The sequence below is a fragment of the Stenotrophomonas sp. Pemsol genome, assembly GCF_003586545.1.
Classification (GTDB): domain Bacteria; phylum Pseudomonadota; class Gammaproteobacteria; order Xanthomonadales; family Xanthomonadaceae; genus Stenotrophomonas; species Stenotrophomonas sepilia.
In genome coordinates this window covers 3,346,541-3,364,309 of record NZ_CP025780.1, presented here as the reverse complement: position 1 = coordinate 3,364,309, position 17,769 = coordinate 3,346,541, and the positions used below count along the sequence as shown (strand labels likewise).

15 protein-coding genes, 1 tRNA gene and 1 pseudogene are annotated in these 17,769 nt (G+C 65.2%); 9 read left to right on the top strand and 8 right to left on the bottom strand.

The annotated features are described in order from the left end of the window. The first annotated feature begins 4 nt into the window (after positions 1–4). Both PEM_RS15420 and PEM_RS15415 read left to right on the top strand, forming a co-directional pair. Positions 5–1,714 carry a glycosyltransferase family 39 protein gene (locus PEM_RS15420; protein WP_111128753.1) on the top strand — a complete coding sequence of 570 codons (1,710 nt, stop codon included), beginning with the start codon at positions 5–7 and terminating at the stop codon, positions 1,712–1,714. A 152-nt stretch (positions 1,715–1,866) separates the two neighbouring features. Continuing rightward, positions 1,867–3,123, top strand: coding sequence for an O-antigen ligase (locus PEM_RS15415; protein WP_053496988.1), 1,257 nt, complete (start codon positions 1,867–1,869; stop codon positions 3,121–3,123). A gap of 30 nt (positions 3,124–3,153) precedes the next feature. Here PEM_RS15415 and PEM_RS15410 read toward each other — a convergent pair whose 3' ends face one another. Beyond that, entirely contained in the window at positions 3,154–3,960 is an 807-nt protein-coding gene (locus PEM_RS15410; protein ID WP_005419599.1) for a glycosyltransferase family 2 protein, read from the bottom strand. On the opposite strand from PEM_RS15410, the gene PEM_RS15405 reads away from it, so the two are divergent. After that, positions 3,959–5,017 carry a CDP-glycerol glycerophosphotransferase family protein gene (locus tag PEM_RS15405; RefSeq protein WP_111128751.1) on the top strand — a complete coding sequence of 353 codons (1,059 nt, stop codon included), beginning with the start codon at positions 3,959–3,961 and terminating at the stop codon, positions 5,015–5,017. The genes PEM_RS15410 and PEM_RS15405 overlap by 2 nt on opposite strands. 113 nt (positions 5,018–5,130) lie before the next feature. Here PEM_RS15405 and PEM_RS15400 read toward each other — a convergent pair whose 3' ends face one another. The 4 genes from PEM_RS15400 to PEM_RS15385 form a co-directional block, all read right to left on the bottom strand. Then, the gene (locus PEM_RS15400) at positions 5,131–6,669 is read right to left on the bottom strand and encodes a PH domain-containing protein (protein WP_111174833.1); all 1,539 of its coding nucleotides are present in this window, start codon (positions 6,667–6,669) and stop codon (positions 5,131–5,133) included. Next, entirely contained in the window at positions 6,666–7,166 is a 501-nt protein-coding gene (locus PEM_RS15395; RefSeq protein ID WP_005419594.1) for a PH domain-containing protein, read from the bottom strand. The genes PEM_RS15400 and PEM_RS15395 overlap by 4 nt, the downstream gene beginning before the upstream one ends. A gap of 75 nt (positions 7,167–7,241) precedes the next feature. Next, entirely contained in the window at positions 7,242–8,378 is a 1,137-nt protein-coding gene (ribA, locus tag PEM_RS15390; RefSeq protein WP_053496995.1) for a GTP cyclohydrolase II RibA, read from the bottom strand. A gap of 87 nt (positions 8,379–8,465) precedes the next feature. Then, positions 8,466–9,386 (bottom strand): lauroyl acyltransferase, encoded by a 921-nt coding sequence (locus PEM_RS15385; protein ID WP_053496997.1) that lies wholly within the window; start codon positions 9,384–9,386, stop codon positions 8,466–8,468. A gap of 61 nt (positions 9,387–9,447) precedes the next feature. On the opposite strand from PEM_RS15385, the gene dtd reads away from it, so the two are divergent. The 6 genes and pseudogenes from dtd to PEM_RS15355 all read left to right on the top strand — a co-directional run bounded on the left by dtd (position 9,448) and on the right by PEM_RS15355 (position 14,519). Next, positions 9,448–9,888 (top strand): D-aminoacyl-tRNA deacylase, encoded by a 441-nt coding sequence (dtd, locus tag PEM_RS15380; RefSeq protein WP_005419588.1) that lies wholly within the window; start codon positions 9,448–9,450, stop codon positions 9,886–9,888. Positions 9,889–9,978: 90 nt separating this feature from the next. Further along, a complete protein-coding gene (gene rpoD / locus PEM_RS15375) occupies positions 9,979–11,832 on the top strand; it encodes an RNA polymerase sigma factor RpoD (RefSeq protein ID WP_005419586.1) in 1,854 nt (617 codons plus the stop codon). A 264-nt stretch (positions 11,833–12,096) separates the two neighbouring features. Beyond that, positions 12,097–12,408, top strand: coding sequence for a hypothetical protein (locus PEM_RS15370; RefSeq protein ID WP_065186327.1), 312 nt, complete (start codon positions 12,097–12,099; stop codon positions 12,406–12,408). 40 nt (positions 12,409–12,448) lie between these two features. After that, a tRNA-Ile gene (locus tag PEM_RS15365) sits at positions 12,449–12,524 on the top strand. A gap of 182 nt (positions 12,525–12,706) precedes the next feature. Further along, positions 12,707–13,510: pseudogene (locus PEM_RS15360) on the top strand (terminase family protein); the annotation flags it as partial. Beyond that, positions 13,509–14,519, top strand: coding sequence for a phage portal protein (locus PEM_RS15355; protein ID WP_111128065.1), 1,011 nt, complete (start codon positions 13,509–13,511; stop codon positions 14,517–14,519). The pseudogene PEM_RS15360 and the gene PEM_RS15355, both read left to right, overlap by 2 nt. Positions 14,520–14,607: 88 nt before the next feature. Here PEM_RS15355 and PEM_RS15350 read toward each other — a convergent pair whose 3' ends face one another. The 3 genes from PEM_RS15350 to PEM_RS15340 form a co-directional block, all read right to left on the bottom strand. After that, complete coding sequence (locus tag PEM_RS15350) at positions 14,608–15,744, bottom strand: XVIPCD domain-containing protein (protein ID WP_111128063.1); 1,137 nt, start codon at positions 15,742–15,744, stop codon at positions 14,608–14,610. A gap of 27 nt (positions 15,745–15,771) precedes the next feature. Further along, positions 15,772–16,176 (bottom strand): hypothetical protein, encoded by a 405-nt coding sequence (locus tag PEM_RS15345; RefSeq protein ID WP_005419578.1) that lies wholly within the window; start codon positions 16,174–16,176, stop codon positions 15,772–15,774. Positions 16,177–16,627: 451 nt separating this feature from the next. Beyond that, complete coding sequence (locus PEM_RS15340) at positions 16,628–17,410, bottom strand: hypothetical protein (RefSeq protein ID WP_146256612.1); 783 nt, start codon at positions 17,408–17,410, stop codon at positions 16,628–16,630. Between the last annotated feature and the right edge of the window lie 359 nt (positions 17,411–17,769).

The following is a 17,769-nucleotide window of genomic DNA, read 5'->3' as shown; positions in this document are numbered from 1 at the left end:
TCCCATGCTGAAATCCCGCGCGTCGCGCGAGACGTGGTTGTTCGTGGTGATGGCCCTGCTGGTGCTGGGGGCCGGGCTGGGCCTTCGTGATCCGTGGCCGTCGGACGAACCGCGCTTCGCGCTGGTGGCCAAGCAGATGTTCGACAGCGGGCAGTGGCTGTTCCCGCATCGCGGCACCGAGCTGTACTCGGACAAGCCGCCGATGCTGATGTGGTGGCAGGCCACGCTGTACGGCCTGGTCGGGCAGTGGCGCGTGGCCTTCCTGCTGCCGTCGCTGCTGGCGGCCCTGGGCACGCTGTGGTGCGTGGTCGACCTGGGGCGACGCCTGTGGACGCGGCGGGTGGGGCTGTACGCCGGCTGGGCGCTGCTGTTCGCGCTGCAGTTCACCTTCCAGGCGAAGAAGGCGCAGATCGACCCACTGCTGCTGCTGTTCATCACCCTGGCCAACTACGGCCTGCTGCGCCACCTTCTGCTGGGACCCAGCTGGCGCTGGTGGTGGCTGGGCTGGTTCTTTGCTGGCATCGGCGTGATCACCAAGGGCGTGGGGATGCTGGCGCTGCTGATGCTCGTGCCTGCGGCCATCGCCGCGGCGTTGCAGTGGCCACGGGTGGGACTGCATGCGCGCGACGCGCGTTTCTGGCTGGCGCCGCTGGCCTTCCTGCTGGCGGTGTCGTTGTGGCTGGCGCCGATGCTGCTGGCCGGCTTTGCCACCGGCTCGGACGAGTACCTGGCCTACATGGACGACATCCTGTTCCAGCAGACGGCGCGGCGCTACGCCCATTCCTGGGACCATCACCAGCCCGCCTGGTACTTCCTGGCGACGATGCCGCTGATGTGGATCCCGGCGTTCCTGGCCCTGCCCTGGGCGATTCCGGCGTGGCGCCGCCGGTTGCGCCGCCGCGACCCGCGCTACCTGCTGCCGCTGGCCTGGTGGCTGATGGTGGTGCTGTTCTTCTCGATTCCCGCCGGCAAGCGCGATGTGTACATCCTGCCGGCACTGCCGATGTTCTGCCTGGTGCTGGCGCCGCTGTTGCCTGGATTGCTGAGGCGGCGCGATGTGCAGGCCGTGGTGGGGGTGTTCACCGGCCTGCTGTCACTGGGCCTGGCCCTGGCCGGTGCGATGGCGGTGCTGGGCGAGCCGGCCTTCGAGCTGCGCCTGACCCACAGCCGCGGGCTGGCGCCCGGCGCCGTCGACGCACTGGCCTGGACGATCCTGGCGATGGGCATGTGGGGCGGATTGAGCCTGCTGGCCTGCGGCCGTCGCCGGCATCTGGCGCTGGTGTCGACCCTGGCGATGGTCTGGGTGCTGTACAGCCTGGTCGGCTATCCGCTGCTGAACGATTCCAGTTCCGCCCGCGGCCTGATGCGCACGGTTGGTGACCGTCTGGGACCGGATGCCGAATTGGGGCTGGTGGCCTGGAAGGAGCAGCATCTGCTGTTGGCCGACCGCCCCGCAGCGACCTTCGGTTTCGAGACGGACTGGGACGAGCAGCTGATTGCGGCCACGCGCTGGCAGCGGCTGGCGCCCGGACGCCGCTGGTTGCTGGTGCACGAATACGCGATGCTGTCGTGCGTCGACCGCAACCGTTCTGAACTGGCCGGCGTGGCCAACCGGCGGCGCTGGTGGCTGGTGCCGGCAGCAGCGGTGAAGGTGCCCTGCGTGGTCACTGCAGAGGAGCGCGAACGTGAACGGCGTTTGCAGGAACATGACTAGCCACCACGATTCCGGCTTGTCCAGTCTGCCCAAGCGGGCCCAAAGGCAGTAAAACAGCAGGCTGGGACGGCCTCCGTTGGTCCTTCCCGTTCTTCCCGCAGATTGCAGCGATACTTCCCGACGTGCCAGCTTCACCGGACAACCTGAACCCCATGGCCGGCGACCCGCTGGGCGTTCCCGCCGGTGGGCGCCATGGGGCCGCGCATGCGCTGGCCCAGCTGGGCCTGTTCTGCCTGCCGGCACTGGTGCTGACCGTGCCGATCAACCTGCTGCCGTATGGCCTGCTGCTGCTGCTCAGCACGCTGCTTGCGCCGGAGCTGCTGTGGCGCGCGCGCGGCATGGCCGGTCAGCCGGTGAAAGTGCTGGCCTGGCTGATGCTGGCGGTGCTGGCGCTCGGCGTACTGTCGGTGGTGTTGTTCGAGCAGGGCCTGCGTGACGTCGACAACCGCTCGCGATTCGTGGTGATCCCGTGGATCGCGCTCTGGGTCTGCGCGCTGCGTCCCAACCTGCGGTGGCTCTGGTACGGATCATTGACCGGCCTGCTCGCCACCTTCGCGATGTCGCTGTGGCAGGTGCTGGGTGGCGCCCCGCGCGCAGAGTTGTTCACCAACGCCATCGTGCTGGCCGACATCGTGATGGTGTTGATGGTGCTGCTGGTGTTCTGTCGCCCGTCGCGGCGCTGGTCGCTGGTGATCCTCGGCACGGCCGCCGGCTGCGGCACCATCGTGCTGACCGGCAGCCGCGGCGTGTTCGCCGCCCTGCTGGCGCTTCTGGTGGTGCTGGCACTGAGCCTGCGCTGGCGCACCGGTGCGGCGCGCCTGTCGGTGCTGGCCGGCATGCTGGCGATCGGCGCGACCCTGTTGCTGTCGGTGCCGGAGCTGCGTCACCAAGTGCGCCTGAGCGAGCTGCACAGTGACGTGCAGCGGATGGAACTGGGCGACAGTGATTCTTCCGCCGGTGCCCGCGTGGAACGCCTGCAGGTGGCCTGGGAGACCTTCCTCGATCACCCGCTGGTGGGTGTTGGCATCGGTCATTTCGACAGTGCGATGCTGCGCGTACCGGTCTGTCGGGAGAATCCGGAAGAGTTGCGTTGCCACCTGGGGCATGCACACAACGATGTTGCCGAATGGGCAGCGACCCAGGGCGTACCGGGCCTGCTGCTGTTGCTGGCGGTGTATGGCATCCCGCTGTGGTTGTTCGTGCGCCTGCATCGCCGTAGTGGCCGGTCAACCTTCCGTGGGCCGGCCGCAGCCGGCATCATGCTGGTGATCACCTACGCGTTGTGCGGACTGACCCAGTCGATGTTCGCGCACCAGATGACCGCCAGCTTCTACGTGACCCTGGTCGGCCTGCTGACCGGCCTGTCGATCGTCGAAGGCGCGCGCTACCGGGCAGCCACCGGGGCGTGATGCATCGGCGCGCCGGGCAGGGCCCGGCGATCAGGGGTTCGGCGGGTCGGCCACGGCCTGGCCGTTGCCCAGCATCCACAGCATGATGGTCTTCTGGCGCACGTAGTTGGCGCGCACATAGGCGTAGACCAGGCCATGCCAGCCGTCGCGGAAGCCGCCACGGAACACGAAGCCGCGCCAGAACCGCCAGGCCGGTGCCAGCACCAGCTTGCCCAGCGTGGCCCGTTTACCGCGCGCGAACTCGTGCTCGGCCATCATCCGCGCGTACTTCTCGGTCTTGGCCAGCTGCTGCTGCAAGGAGCGGTAGGGATAGTGGACCAGGTCGCCGCGCAGGGTACCCACACTGCCATCGACGCTGGCGGCCTCGTGGATCTCGCGCTTGCCGCGCCAGCCGCCACGGCGGCGGTCGAACAGGCGCATCACCCGGTCCGGGTAGGCATTGCCATGGCGCAGGAACTTGCCGAAGTACTCCGACAGGCGTGCGAAGCGATAGCCGGCATGGCCAGCGAAGCCAGCGTCGCGGGCCTGTTCGATGGCCGCACGCAGTTCCGGGCTGATCCGCTCATCGGCGTCCAGGCACAGCACCCAGTCGTGGCGGGCCTGCTCGACGCAGTACGCCTTCTGGCTGCGGAAGCCGTCGAACGGGCGCTGCAGCACGCGGGCGCCTGCGGCCTCGGCGATGGCCACGGTGGCATCGGTGGAGTAGGAGTCCACGACGACGATCTCATCGCAGAAGGCCAGTGAGGCCAGGCAGTCGCCGATGCGGCCGGCCTCGTTGAACGCGATAATGCAGGCCGAGATGCGAGGCCGTTCGATGGGAGCGGTCGTGGAGGACATGATGGCCGGGTACCTGTTGTTTGCGACGGAGCGCTATGCGCTGCCTATTCTCGCCCCGTTGGCGCAGGCCTTGCACGCCTCCGGGCAGGAGGTGGCAGCCTGGTTCGAGGGCGGCGCGGCCGGCAGCCAGCTGCCGGGAGTGCCCAACATCGGCCTCAAGCAGGCGCTGGCAATGCGGCCGCGGGCGGTGTTCAGCGCCGCCAACTGGGTGCCGACCTTCCTTTCGGGAGCCAAGGTGCAGCTGTTCCATGGCTTCAACGTGGAGAAGCGGGACAGTGCGCGCGGCCACTTCCGGGTGCGCGGCATGTTCGACCTGTACTGCACGCAGGGGCCGGCCACCACCGGGCCGTTCCGCGAGATCGCGGCCCTGCAGGGCCACTTCGCGGTGGCCGAGACCGGCTGGCCGAAGCTGGATCCGCTGTTCCGCGACGATGGTGGCGAGAGCGCCGCGCTGCGCGCCGCCGCTGGAGGACGCCCGGTGATCCTGTTCGGTTCGACCTTCACCGAACGCCTGAGCGCAGCCCCGCACCTGCATGCGCAGATTGCTGCCGACATCGCCGAGGGCAAGCGCTACTGGCTGCTGACCCTGCACCCGAAGTGCCCACCGGAATTGTTCGAACGCTACCGCGCCCTGGCCGGTGCCAATGCACGCTTCATCGAGCCGGAGCAGGTGATGGCCGCACAGCGCGCCGCCGATGTGCTGGTGTCCGATACGTCCTCGATCGTTTCGGAGTTCATCGTCCAGCACAAGCCGGTGGTGACCTTCCGCAACCGGGTGCCCAAGCCGCACATGATCGACTTCGACGACCCGGTGCAGCTGCCGGCGATGCTGCAGCGCGCGCTGCATCCCGACGCCGCGCTGCAGGCGGAGATCGTGCGCTACGCCGATGCCATCCATCCGTACCGCGATGGCCTGTCCAGCGAGCGCGTGATTGCGGCTACCGAGGATTTCCTGTCCGGCGAGATGGGCGTGCTGCGGCGCAAGCCGTTCGGGAGCTGGGTGCGCGACCTGCAGATCCGCAAGGACCTGGGGTATTGGGGGCCGTCGCAGCAGTAACGGGGGTGATGTAGCGCCGAGCCCATGCTCGGCTGCGGCAAGCCGAGCATGGGCTCGGCTCTACAGTAGATCCACGCCATGCATGGATGCGCGGCCGGGATCCGGCCCCGCCGTCACCAGCGCAGCTTGCGCCGCGCCAGCGCGGCCGCCAGTTGATCCATCACCTGTTGCGCCTGCGCCTGCGGCAGGTAGTGCAGGATCAACGCCACATCACCATGCGCGCCGGCGGTATCCAGCTGCAGGCTGCTGGTGCCCAACAGCTTGTCCAGTGGCGAGCGCAGCAGGCGCAGGCCCTGCACCTTGTCCAGCTCGGCCCAGCGCCACCAGCGCTTCCACCAACCGCCGCGCACGGCGACGTAGTGGTCATCCAGATACCAGCCCATGCGCGCCATCTGCCGGTGGGCCACCAGCAGCGCCAGCGGCAACCAGGCCAGCACGATCAGGCCCCATGATCCCCAGCGCCAGTACGCGGCTGCGGCCAGCACGGGGACCAGCAGCAGCGCACCCAGGCACAGCCGCCACCAGCCACGCTGCGGAATGGACTGCCACTGCGCCGGTGGCCACTGCAGTTGTGGCAGCAGGTGCTGCACCAACTGCTCGCAGCGCATTGCCGGGGCCAGCGGTGCCAGCTCGCGCAGGGCGCGGTCCTGGTCCCGCGAAGGGCCGCCGGCGGCGCTGTCGATGCGCAGCTGGCGCAGGCCGAACCAGCGATGCAGGGTGGTTTCGTGCAGCGTCCAGGCCTGGATGCGGCGACGCGCGACACTGCTGCGGGTTCGGCTGACCAGGCCAGCCGAGACGGTCAGCCGGCGATCCTGCTCGCTGAGAGTGAAGCCGTGATAGCGCAGCAGGGTCAGCACCACCGACAACGCCCGCAGCGCCAGCCAGCCCAGCAGCAGGGCTGCGGCCAGCAGCAGGAAGGCGCCGGCCACGCCGGGCTGCAGGTGGCTTGCGTAGCCGAAGGCCTCCCTGCCACCACGCTGGATGGCCGCGTCCATCACCGGCCGCGGCACGGTCTGGAACAGCACGCCGAAGGCGGCGATCGCCAGTGCCCATCCGCGGTTGGAGAGCAGGCCCATGCGCACCACGTCCCAGCTCGACAGGCGCAGCAGCACCTGTTCGGTGTCGGTCCCGGTGATCGAGGGCGTGGCGACGACGTCGGCGGGCTGCGGTGCCTGCCCACGCTGGCGCACCAGCCGTTCCAGCGCCAGCGCCTGGTCCAGCCTCAGTACCCGCATCTCGGCTTCCGGCCGCACGCCGCCGGCCGATTCCAGGCGCAGCTCGGCCACACCGAACAGCCGGTGCAGCGGGTTCTGCCGCACTTCCACGTTGTGGATGCGGGCGAACGGGATCTCGCGGCGGTTGCGCGCCAGCAGCCCGCTGCGCACGGTGATGGCATCGCTGCCGATGCGGTAGCGGTAGCTGAGGTACTGCAGCACCGAGACCAGCACCAGTGCCGCGATCGCCGACAGTGGAATCAACTGCGCCCACATCGGGTCGCGCTCGCCACGCTGGCCGAACACCAGCAGCGCGACCAGCGGCAGGAAGTAGTGGCGCAGCTGCATCAGTAGTACGAACAGCCACGACCACGGGTGCAGGCGATGGTCCTCGCCACCGGCAGGCAGCGATGCGGGCAGGGGCGGCGGCAGGCTCACAGGGCGTCGGCGTCCTGGTCGAGCTGGTGCGAGAGGGTGTCGCGCAGGCGCTCGGCGTCGGCTTCATCCAGGCCGTTGACGGTGACCGCGCTCATGCGGGTACCGGCAGTGTGCACGATCAGCGTGGCCAGGCCGGCGCGGCGCTCCAACGGGCCCCGGCGCAGGTCCAGGTGTTGTACGCGCGATATGGGAATGCGGGTTTCCAGCTGCCACATCAGGTCGCGGCGCAGGCCCAGGCCCTGGTCATCCAGGCGCCAGCGGGTGCGGGTCAGTCGCCGGCGGCCGAGCCAGGCGCCGAAGAGGATGCCGATCAGCAGCCCCAGGGCGGCAGTCCACAGGCCGCCGGGCAGATCGAAGAACCAGGCAGCTGCGGCCAGTGGCAGACCCGGTACGAACAGTCCGCCGAAGGCGCCTTCCAGTGCGGCCAGGCGGGCGGCACGTTGCGGCAGCGATTGCCAGGCTTCGGTGGTCGGGGCGATAGGGGCGACGTCGGTCACGCGGGCTCCGTCAGGTGGCAGGGCGAGCGGCGGCGGCGGTGGCCGCACCGCGCAGACGGTAGCAGGTCGGCTGCGTTACTGGGCAGCCTGGATCAGCGCATCGACATCCAGCAGGTGGCCAGCACGATCGGCCTTGGTGCGCAGGTAGTGTTCGTTTTCGGCGGTGATCTCGCCGGTGACCGGAATGCAGTCCAGCACCTCGATGCCGGCATTGCGCAGGCGCTGTGCCTTGGTCGGGTTGTTGCTGAGCAGAGCCACGCGCGAAATGCCCAGGCCATGCAGCATCGCCACCGCACTGCCGTAGCGGCGTTCGTCGGCACCGAAGCCCAGCTGCGCATCGGCGTCGATGGTGTCCAGGCCGTCGTGCTGGTAGCCATAGGCGCGCATCTTGGCGGCGATGCCGGTGCCGCGGCCTTCCTGGTCCAGGTACAGCAGCACGCCACCGCCCAGTTCCTTCAGCTTGCGCAGCCCGCGCCGCAGCTGGTCGCCGCAGTCGCACTTGAGCGAGCCGAACAGGTCGCCGGTCAGGCACGAGGAGTGCACGCGTACCGGTACCACCGACGACAGGTCCGGTTCGCCGACGATGATTGCGACCTGGTCGCGCTGGGCCACGCCGCCGCGGAACACCGCGAAGGTGGTCATGCCGACGTCGCGCAGCGGTACCGGCGAACGCGCCACCAGTTCGTAGTCGTGGGCCGCATGTGCTGCGCCTTCGGCCAGATCGCACAGGGCCACCTCGGCGGCACCGTCGAAAGTGTGGTCATCCACGTCCAGGCGCACCGCGACCATCGCCGGCAGCAGCAGGCCCAGGCGGGCCAGCTCCACCGCGCCGGCATCGAAGGCGTCGCCGGCTGCCCAGCCGTCGGGCATCGGACCGGGCTCGCGCAGGTAACCCAGCGAGGGCAAGGTATCGAAGGCAATGCCGGCCAGCGGCAGGCGCGCGCCTTCCGGCGCTTCCACGCCGAGCACGCGGGCGCGGGTGGCGGTCAGGAACAGGTAGTGGCGCTCGCGCGCGGCACCGGCGAACGTGGCGAAGCTGCTGGCAGTGGCGCTGTCCAGTGCAATCACCGCCAGGCGCTGGCCCTGGCCATCGTGGAGCAGTACCGGGCGACCGGCACGCAGTTCGGCCACCGCGCGTTCGCAGCGGATCGCGGCGGGATCGCCGAACAGGGAAGAGGCAGCAGGCATGGCAGGACCGGGGGAGGCGGACATCGCAGTCTCTATGGGGGCGACGGCGTCGTATTCAACGTGGTGCGGCCGCCGGTCGCAGGGGCCGGACGGGCCCGCGTGGTGCGACCGTCAGTGCGGATGCTCTTCGGTCGCGTACGGGTCTTCCTCGCCGCTGCCCGGTGGCCGCAGCGTATAGCGCTTGTAGGTCCACTGGTACTGCGTCGGGTCGCGGCGGGCGATGCGCTCGATGCCGGCGTTGAGCGCGGTGGCCGCCACCTGCGGGTCCGGGTCGGCCACGGCGGGATCGGTCGGCTCGATGTGCAGGGCGAATTCCATGTCCGGCCCGACGCGCTCGCACCAGCCATACAGCACGGTGGCGCCGGTGCGCTCGGCCAGCCGGTTGACCAGGGTCATGGTCAGTGCCTGCACGCCGAAGAACGGCACGAACACGCCGTCGCCGGCCTTGGGTTGCTGGTCGGGCAGGATGCCGGTGGCACCGCCGTCCTTGAGCACCTTGAACAGCTGGCGCACGGCGGGGCCCTCGGCGCGTACCTGCTGCACGTTCTGGCCGCCCCGCACCAGCTGCAGGAAGGCGTCGCTGGCCTCGTCCTCCGGTGGCTTGTAGACGATGGCGATGTGCCCGCGCGAGGCCAGCCACTGGTTCAGCAGCTCCCAGTTGCCGAAGTGGGGTGCGGCCACGATCACGCCCTTGCCGCTGGCCAGCGCCGCGTCGTACAGGGATTCGCCGTGGCGCTGCTTCAGGTGCAGGCGCAGGTTGTCGGCCGGCCTCTGGCTCCACAGCCGCAGCGTCTCGATGGCCTGCAGGGCGGTGGAGCGCAGCAGCTCGCGGTGCAGGCGGTCGCGCGCCGGACCGTCCAGTTCCGGGTAGGCCAGTTCCAGGTTGCGCCGGGTGACGCGGCTCTCGCGAGCGTTGAGACGGACCCACGTCCACGCCAGGGCATGCGCGAACGCCCGCAACAGTGGCCAGGGCAGGCGGGCGAACAGGGTGGTGGCGCGGTAGACCAGCCGGGCTTTGCGTTGCGGATTCATCGGCGCCAGTTTAGCCAAGGGCGCTGCTATCGTGGCCGGCCCTGTTCATTGGAAGCCCACGATGCTCGTCCTGATCCAGCGCGTCAGCCAGGCCGCCGTCCATGTCGACCAGGAAGTGGTGGGGCAGATCGGCCCCGGCCTGCTGGCCCTGGTCGGCATGGAACCGGGCGATACCGAGGCCCAGCTGCGACGGATGGCCGAGCGCCTGCTGGGCTACCGGGTGTTCGCCGACGAGGCCGGGAAGATGAACCGGTCGCTGCGCGACACCGGCGGCGGCCTGCTGCTGGTCAGCCAGTTCACCCTGGCCGCCGATACCCGTTCGGGCATGCGCCCCAGTTTCACGACCGCCGCACCGCCGGACGAGGCTGAACGCGGGTTCAATCGATTTGTCGAGATCTGTCGTGAAAATCACGCGCCCGGGGTGGAAACGGGCCGATTTGGTGCCCATATGGTCGTCAGCCTGGTCAATGACGGTCCCGTGACCTTCCTTCTCAGGCCCTGAGCCTGCGGGACCACCGCCCGGCAGGCGGGGCCCCGGGCTGGTATAATGCTACGTTCCCTATTTCTCCCTAGCCGGTGGCGCGAGCACTACATGGCCAACGAACGTCCTGCCCAATCCGAAATCAAGCAACTGATCAGCAAGGGCCTGGAACAGGGCTACCTGACCTACGCCGAAGTCAATGACCATCTGCCGGACGACATGGTCGACCCGGAACAGATCGAAGACATCATCGGCATGATCAACGGCATGGGCATTGATGTCCATGAAGTTGCGCCGGATGTGGAAACCCTGCTTCTCAACGATGGCAACACCGGCAACCGCGAAGTCGATGACACCGCGGCTGAAGAAGCTGCCGCCGCGCTGAGCGCGCTCGACACCGAAGGTGGCCGTACCACCGACCCGGTGCGCATGTACATGCGCGAAATGGGCACCGTCGAGCTGCTGACCCGCGAAGGCGAAATCGCCATCGCCAAGCGCATCGAGGAAGGCCTTTCGCAGGTCCAGGCGGCCCTGGGCCAGTTCCCGGTTTCGGTCGAGTCGCTGCTGAACGACTACGAAGCCCACAAGGAAGGCAAGAAGCGCCTGGCCGAAGTGATCGTCGGCTTCAACGACCTGGTCGACGAAGAGCCGGCACCGCCGGCGGTCGTTGCCGATGACAGCGCCGATGCGGACGCCGAAGGCGACGAGGACGAGGACGACGATGTCGACGGTGGCGATGAAGAAGCCGCACCGACCGGTCCGGATCCGGAGGAAGTCGCCGCGCGCATGCAGGCACTGAGCGATGCCTTCAACGCTTTCAAGAAGGCCGCAACCAAGGGCGACAAGAAGAACCTGCCGCGCCTGCGCGAAGAGATGTCGGCGGTGTTCGTCACCCTGAAGCTGCCGCTGCCGCTGACCGACGTGCTGACCAAGCAGCTGCGCGACACCATGGCCGACATCAAGTCGCATGAGCGCCGTGTACTGAACCTGGCCACCGTCACCGCGCGCATGCCGCGCAAGGACTTCATCCGTTCCTGGGAAGGCAACCAGACCAACCTGGAGTGGGTGGAAGACGCGCTGAAGCGCAAGCAGAAGTGGTCGTCGGCCCTGCGCGAAGTGAAGGACCAGATCATCGCCGAACAGCAGGCGACGATCGACATCGAGAAGCTGACCCAGCTGGACCTGGAAGAGCTGAAGGAAATCAGCCGTGCCATGGCCTACGGCGAAGCCAAGGCGCGCAAGGCCAAGAAGGAAATGGTCGAGGCCAACCTGCGCCTGGTGATCTCGATTGCCAAGAAGTACACCAACCGTGGCCTGCAGTTCCTCGACCTGATCCAGGAAGGCAACATCGGCCTGATGAAGGCCGTGGACAAGTTCGAGTACCGCCGCGGCTACAAGTTCTCGACCTACGCCACCTGGTGGATCCGCCAGGCGATCACCCGCTCGATCGCCGACCAGGCGCGCACCATCCGAATTCCGGTGCACATGATCGAGACGATCAACAAGTTGAACCGCATTTCCCGCCAGATGCTCCAGCAGTACGGCCGCGAGGCTACGCCGGAGGAGCTGGCCAAGGAAATGGACATGCCGGAAGACAAGATCCGCAAGGTGATGAAGATCGCCAAGGAGCCGATCTCGATGGAAACCCCGATCGGCGACGACGAGGATTCCCATCTGGGCGACTTCATCGAGGACACCAACGTGGAGTCCCCGATCGAGAACACCACCAACATCAACTTGTCTGAAACCGTGCGCGACGTGCTGGCCGGCCTCACCCCGAGGGAGGCCAAGGTGCTGCGCATGCGCTTCGGCATCGACATGAATACCGACCACACGCTGGAAGAGGTCGGCAAGCAGTTCGACGTGACCCGCGAGCGCATCCGCCAGATCGAAGCGAAGGCCCTGCGCAAGCTGCGTCACCCGAGCCGTTCGGAGCAGCTGCGCAGCTTCCTGGATATCGATTGATAGCCAGCGGCTGTTGAAGCGTTGAGAGAAACCCCGCCTGGTGCGGGGTTTTTCTTTGGTCGTCCCGGCCATGCCGGTCGGATCCTGACGATGTCGCGTCTGCCATTTGATTACTTCCTGCGGTAGCCGCACGCTGACCGTGCAGATGCTCAACACATCGCGTAGGCAGGCCGGTCTCCATCGGCGCTGATGCAAGCGCGCAGCAGGTCACGTACATCACATACGGCCCGCTGCACTGATTCGTCATGCATTTGGAGTGAGGCCATGAATGATGTGGAGCACGATCTGTCTGATTCCCGGCAGACTGATTTTCCGTCGCTGCTTGATTGGGATGAGGTGATGCAGGATGAGCGTGAAGATCGGCTGGGGTTTGCCCGCCGCACGACGTATGCGTTGCTGACGCTGTCTGGTGCGGAACTGGTCGAGGGCTTTGACGGCGGCAACCACAAGGCACTGGAAGAGGCCAGAAGGACGGTGGCGCTGTTCCAGGCACATCTGCGGCGGCAGATGTGGTTCGCGGACGTGGCGGAGAAGCGGTTGGGGCGTGTTGCTGAGGCTCTTGCTGCTGCCGGGTAGCCGATCGAGCGTGGCCTCCACTACACTGTGGCGCTGCGCAGGGCCTATAGCTCAACGGTTAGAGCAGGGGACTCATAATCCCTTGGTTCCAGGTTCGAATCCTGGTGGGCCCACCATAAAAAAAACAGGCACTTAGGCTTACGCCCGAGTGCCTTTTTTGTGCCGGTGGGAAAATTCGCGGGAAAACTCAACGCTTGCGAGGTGGTTTCACGACTGGCAAGTCGTGGTCGTAGCGGCCCGTAGTGGTGGGCGATTGTGCCCGGCCGCATCCTGCTTGTCGCCACGGTTGCCCTCGGTGTTGGACGTGAGCCATGCGCGCCTGATGGGTGGCAGGCCCTGCGAGGACGCCATCTGGCGCCAGATCGTGACCGTGCTGGACGCGGCGGACCGTGGCTGTGACCTGTTCGATATCGAGGAACTGCGCCGTGACTACAGCGCCGAGGAGTTCGCCAACCTGCTGATGTGCGAGTTCGTGGACGACAGCGCCAGTGTGTTCCCGCTCACGATGCTGCAGCCCTGCCAGGTCGATTACAAGCCGTTTGCCGTCCGGCCCTACGGCGACCGCGCCGTGTGGATCGGCTACGACCCGGCTGAGACCGGCGACAGCGCGGGCATCGTGGTTGTGGCCCCGCCGCTGGTGCCTGGGGGCAAGTTCCGCGTGCTGGAACGCCACCAGTTCAAGGGCATGGAGTTCAAAGACCAGGCGGCGTTCATCGAGCAGATCACCAAGCGCTATTGGGTGACCTACATCGGCGTGGATGCGACCGGCATGGGCACCGGCGTTGCTCAGCTGGTGCGCCAGTTCTTCCCCGGCGTGACTGTCTTCAACTATTCGCCCGAGGTGAAAACGCGGCTGGTGCTGAAAGCCTATGACGTAATCAATGACGAACGGCTGGAATACGACGCCGGCTGGATCGACCTCACGCAGTCACTGCTGGCGATCCAGAAAACCATCACCCCGAGCGGGCGCCAGGTGACCTACACCGCCGGGCGCTCGCGTACCACCGGCCATGCTGACTTGGCTTGGGCACTCACGCACGCGCTGCAGAGCGAGCCGCTGGAAGGCGGACGGGCTGCGCGCGGCACCATGGGATTTTCTGATGACCGACACCGACCAGAGCGCCATCGCCGCGCCGCCGGTGAGTATCGAAGCCTTCACCTTTGGCGAGGCCAGCCCTGTGCTGGAATCACGCGGCTTCCTCGACTACCTCGAATGCTGGCGCAATGGCCGCTACTTCGAGCCACCGGTGGATCTGCAAGGGCTGTCGCGCACAACGCGCTCCAACCCGTACCTGCACAGCGGCCTGACATTCAAACGCAACATGCTGGTGCGCACGTTCCGACCGCACCGGCTGCTGAGCCGTGAGGCGTTCTCGCAGCTGGCGCTGGACTACACCACCTTCGGCATGGGGTATGTCGAGCGTCGCCGCCCCATGTCAGGAGCCGCGCACAGTCTGGCGGTGCCGCTGGCGCAGTACGTGCGCCGTGGCGTGCAGCCCGGTGAGTTCTTCCCGGTGCGTGCCGCACGGGTAGAGCATGAGTTTCCCGCCGGTGAGGTGTTCCAGCTGCGAGAGGCAGATGCTGATCAGGAGATCTACGGCCTGCCGGAGTGGATGCCAGCCGTACAGGCCGCGCTGCTGAACGAGTCGGCCACGCTGTTCCGCCGGAAGTATTACAACAACGGTTCGCACGCCGGCTACATTCTCTACATGACCGACCCCCAACCCGAGGGCTTGGACGTGGACGCGTTGCGCGACGCGCTGCGGCAGTCGCGCGGGCCGGGCAATTTCAAGAACCTGTTCGTGCACTCGCCCAATGGGAAGAAGGACGGCTTGCAGGTGACCCCGGTCAGTGAGGTGGCGGTCCGAGATGAGTTCACCGGGATCAAGAGTGTGACCCGCGATGACATGTTGGCGGTGCTCCGGGTGCCACCGCAGCTTCTGGGTATCGTGCCGCAGAACAGTGGCGGGTTTGGGTCGATCCGCGACGCGGCGGGCGTGTCGGCGGCGATGGAACTGGCGCCGCTGCAGACGCGCATGGCAGCTATTAACGAGTGGCTGGGCCAGGACGTGATCCGCTTCGAACCCTTCGAACTGGAGGCGACCGCATGATGATTCGAGAGCGCCCGAGCTGCAGCGTGGGCGCTCACTTGTGGGCCAAGGCGGTGGAATGAATGGCGCCGATAGCACAGTGACGGCTTTATCTCGAGAACGATGGCCCGTCTCGCGTATGCGCCTGCTGTGCCGGTTGTTGTTCAAGGCTCGCTGCTTGTGATTGGCTCAACGCATCAGCGCGATGGAGCGATTCCGCCTCCGGTGCGCGAAGCGCATCCATCGTATTCATATGGCCTCGACGATGGGCGGGATCGTCCATTGCTCCCTCGACTATGAAGACCCTCTCACCTCGAGCTAGGTTCTCTGTCGGATTGTTCAAGACAACATGGTCAACCCGTGAAAGGCTCTGCTCCTTCGCCAGTACCAGCAAGCTTGCAGACATGCGCTGACTCGACTCGTCCCAAGGTTTCCCATGCTCTGCGTCCAGGCGTTCCACACCTGCCCTAATCTGCATGTAGAGAGAGCGGTCAGCATCGCCGAGTTCAGGGGCTGAGGAGGATGCTCGCTGCCGTGAGGGCGAGTCGTCGCTGTCCGAACCGACTCTTTCCGCAACCGCAATGCGCTCGGCGTCAAATTCTGGATCTGGCCTACGCCGCCGTTGCGTGGGTGCTATTTCCCGGTCGTAGTAGTCGCCATAGTAGAGTTCGTATGTCGCATGAGGACCAACAGACGGAGCCTCTGTCTTGAACACCTCAGCGATCTGTCCAAGTGCTTGGTTACGGTTGATCCGTCCGGCCTGGAGTTCCGCCGCAATGGTTCCGTATTGTTGTGGACGATTACCTGTGCCGGAAACGCCAATATCTGGACCGCCAGCTGCAACGATCTCACGCTGGACCTGGACATTGCTGAGAGTCGCGGCGGCTTCTCCTCGCAGCTCGCTGTTCACATAGGCTTGCTTAGAAGTTCGATTTTCGGGTTCGGTGAAGAGATGGTGCCCAACTTCGTGAGCAAGAGAACTTGCGATCCTTGAGCCTTGCCCAATCGCATTCTCGTCAATAACGATCTTGACGCCGGGTATAAGATAAGTGCCTTCACCGGCTGCCCCCCATTGGATAACGATACCTTCACGCCTCGCCTGGGTGAGGCCCGCCTGAAGTGTTGGGGATTTTGCTAGAAGCGGCGCCAAGGAGGGGTCGTCCAATGGCGATGCAGGACGCCGTGTGGCTCCTGGGCGGCCTCCCTCCTGCGGCTGCGGCAGTCCAGATTCTTCAGTACGCTCCATGCTCCGGCTCCTTCGCAATAACAGGGATCAGCGCTGACTGATCGATATGTAGGTCAGCGTCACGTTATCGGAATCGAGTCCGAGCACGACCTTTGCATCGTTCACCTGCGCAGACCAGTAAGGGCGAGAGCCAGGCGCGTCAGGCCGAGATGGATGTTTGGTCGAGTTTTCCCAGATGATTTCCTCGAGCGCAATGCTTGGTGGTGCGATCTCAAAGATCAGGTTCGCGAGCGCAGGATCGTCAGCAGCACTTCTCAGCCTGATGTTCCGGACCTCAAGGTCGCCCAACATTCCGTGTTCTGCGATCCGTTCGTCAATCACGTCCTGGCGTGTCGGCTCTCCCAGATGCGTGTGGAGCTGTTCATTTAACGCGTCGACATCATCAAAACGTACACTAGACAGGCGCTCGATGTCGTTCTTGAATCGCTCCATACCAATTTCACTCCCTGATTTGACGGACTGTCTTTGATTAGATTTATGCGATGGGGTTGGTGAGGCACCGCTCGAACACGCTGACAGTATCAACGCTGAAACGGCTATTGAGAGGCAGCGATACGCTGCAAGCCGGAGGTGACTCCGATCTCCGCGCCTTGATGAAGTAGCGCATTTGTCGAGCCATGCATCCATGAAGGTACCTCTCGCGCCAGGAACACTGTCCCGAATCTAGCACAACGTCTTGTGATGCACGGGTCGGAACCCCCACCGGATAGCGATTTTGGGAGATTTCGCGCAGTGTTAGATTATTCGTTTAGTTGGAAGGGGCGAGCACGGGGTGGGCAAGAGGAAGCAATCGCGACAACCAGGGAGGTTGCAATCAACCATTTCTTCGAAATCACTGCTTTCATCGTGCGCCATGTTGGGTGAGTAGGAAACTTCTGTTGGGTTACAAGCAGCAGGATCTGTATATGGCCTCAGACATCTCGTTGGATCGCTCTATCTGGTTGGGCTGCAGCAGTTCGGAGAGTCTCGCAATGGATGCCGCTGATTGGCTATTGGGGTGCGCGCGCTGATATGCGAGCCAGTATGCAAGGCTCTTTTCAGGGGATTTGTCGGCAATGATCCCTCGGTCATGGATGTCAGCAAGGGCTTCAATCGAGTCGACGCTTCCCTGTGATACCGACTCATTTAGATAATCAATCGCATCCCTTCGATAATTGGTTATCCGTTCCGGATCCTTGAGCGCTTCAGTCAAGTTTCCAATGATGGCTTTCGGGTCTTTGGCGAAAATCAGTCTCGCTTCGACCGACCCTTGGGCGGCAGCAAGAGAGAGCCAATTCTCATCTCCGAGTTCCGTTCGCCCTATCAGCCCTTGGCAGTGGCCAATCTCCTGGTCGATTTCCACTGATGCGTAGGCCTTGTACTCATCGGCATCACCTGAGTTAAGCGCCCGCTTGCAACTGGCAATGCGGTTATGGATCTCATAGCTCGACTGGGCATCGCCGGCCCGTGCAGCCGCGATGCGCCTGTCAATGTATTCCGAGGCGTCGCCTTCGTAGTGAGGTGTTTCGATCTTGAGCAGAAATGCCTTGCCACCCAAAGCCACTGTTGATTCGATGGATTGGTGTGGCGAACGCAAGGATTGATGAATGCTTGATTCAGATGCGATATCCGTTGACGAAGTGCTTTTTTCACTGAGAGGAACCTCATCTCCTTTGCTTTCTGACATCGGATGGTCTGCAGGCCAACCAGGAAATGGTTGCGACTACGCCGATGACGAACATTCCATATATGAGAATTCTACTGATCTTCACTTGATTCCTTTTCCCTTGTCGTCGCGGAGCTTTGCGATGGACTGACCTCGGGCCGTGGTGATAGCTGATTTCGGCGCTGGTCCCCTGCCTCTCGATTCCCGGGATTTCATATTGCGGGGTGATATTCACTTTCAACCAGAAATTCGTTGCAGCGGGCTACGCTTTGCTCTTGCGTGTTCTCAGTCACGCATCGGTGGACGTAAAGCGACAAATACCCTTCCTCGGAAGGCGAGCGCATGAGTGGCAAAATGGCCATTCCGTGCCGCGGTAGCAA

Bases quoted from the DNA above. Each gene is read 5' to 3' on its own strand.
- PEM_RS15420 (WP_111128753.1), top strand. From the start codon at position 5: ATGCTGAAATCCCGCGCGTCGCGCGAGACGTGGTTGTTCGTGGTGATG.
- PEM_RS15415 (WP_053496988.1), top strand. From the start codon at position 1,867: ATGGCCGGCGACCCGCTGGGCGTTCCCGCCGGTGGGCGCCATGGGGCC.
- PEM_RS15405 (WP_111128751.1), top strand. From the start codon at position 3,959: ATGATGGCCGGGTACCTGTTGTTTGCGACGGAGCGCTATGCGCTGCCT.
- PEM_RS15410 (WP_005419599.1), bottom strand. From the start codon at position 3,960: ATGTCCTCCACGACCGCTCCCATCGAACGGCCTCGCATCTCGGCCTGC.
- ribA (WP_053496995.1), bottom strand. From the start codon at position 8,378: ATGTCCGCCTCCCCCGGTCCTGCCATGCCTGCTGCCTCTTCCCTGTTC.
- PEM_RS15385 (WP_053496997.1), bottom strand. From the start codon at position 9,386: ATGAATCCGCAACGCAAAGCCCGGCTGGTCTACCGCGCCACCACCCTG.
- dtd (WP_005419588.1), top strand. From the start codon at position 9,448: ATGCTCGTCCTGATCCAGCGCGTCAGCCAGGCCGCCGTCCATGTCGAC.
- rpoD (WP_005419586.1), top strand. From the start codon at position 9,979: ATGGCCAACGAACGTCCTGCCCAATCCGAAATCAAGCAACTGATCAGC.
- PEM_RS15370 (WP_065186327.1), top strand. From the start codon at position 12,097: ATGAATGATGTGGAGCACGATCTGTCTGATTCCCGGCAGACTGATTTT.
- PEM_RS15355 (WP_111128065.1), top strand. From the start codon at position 13,509: ATGACCGACACCGACCAGAGCGCCATCGCCGCGCCGCCGGTGAGTATC.
- PEM_RS15350 (WP_111128063.1), bottom strand. From the start codon at position 15,744: ATGGAGCGTACTGAAGAATCTGGACTGCCGCAGCCGCAGGAGGGAGGC.
- PEM_RS15345 (WP_005419578.1), bottom strand. From the start codon at position 16,176: ATGGAGCGATTCAAGAACGACATCGAGCGCCTGTCTAGTGTACGTTTT.
- PEM_RS15340 (WP_146256612.1), bottom strand. From the start codon at position 17,410: ATGTCAGAAAGCAAAGGAGATGAGGTTCCTCTCAGTGAAAAAAGCACT.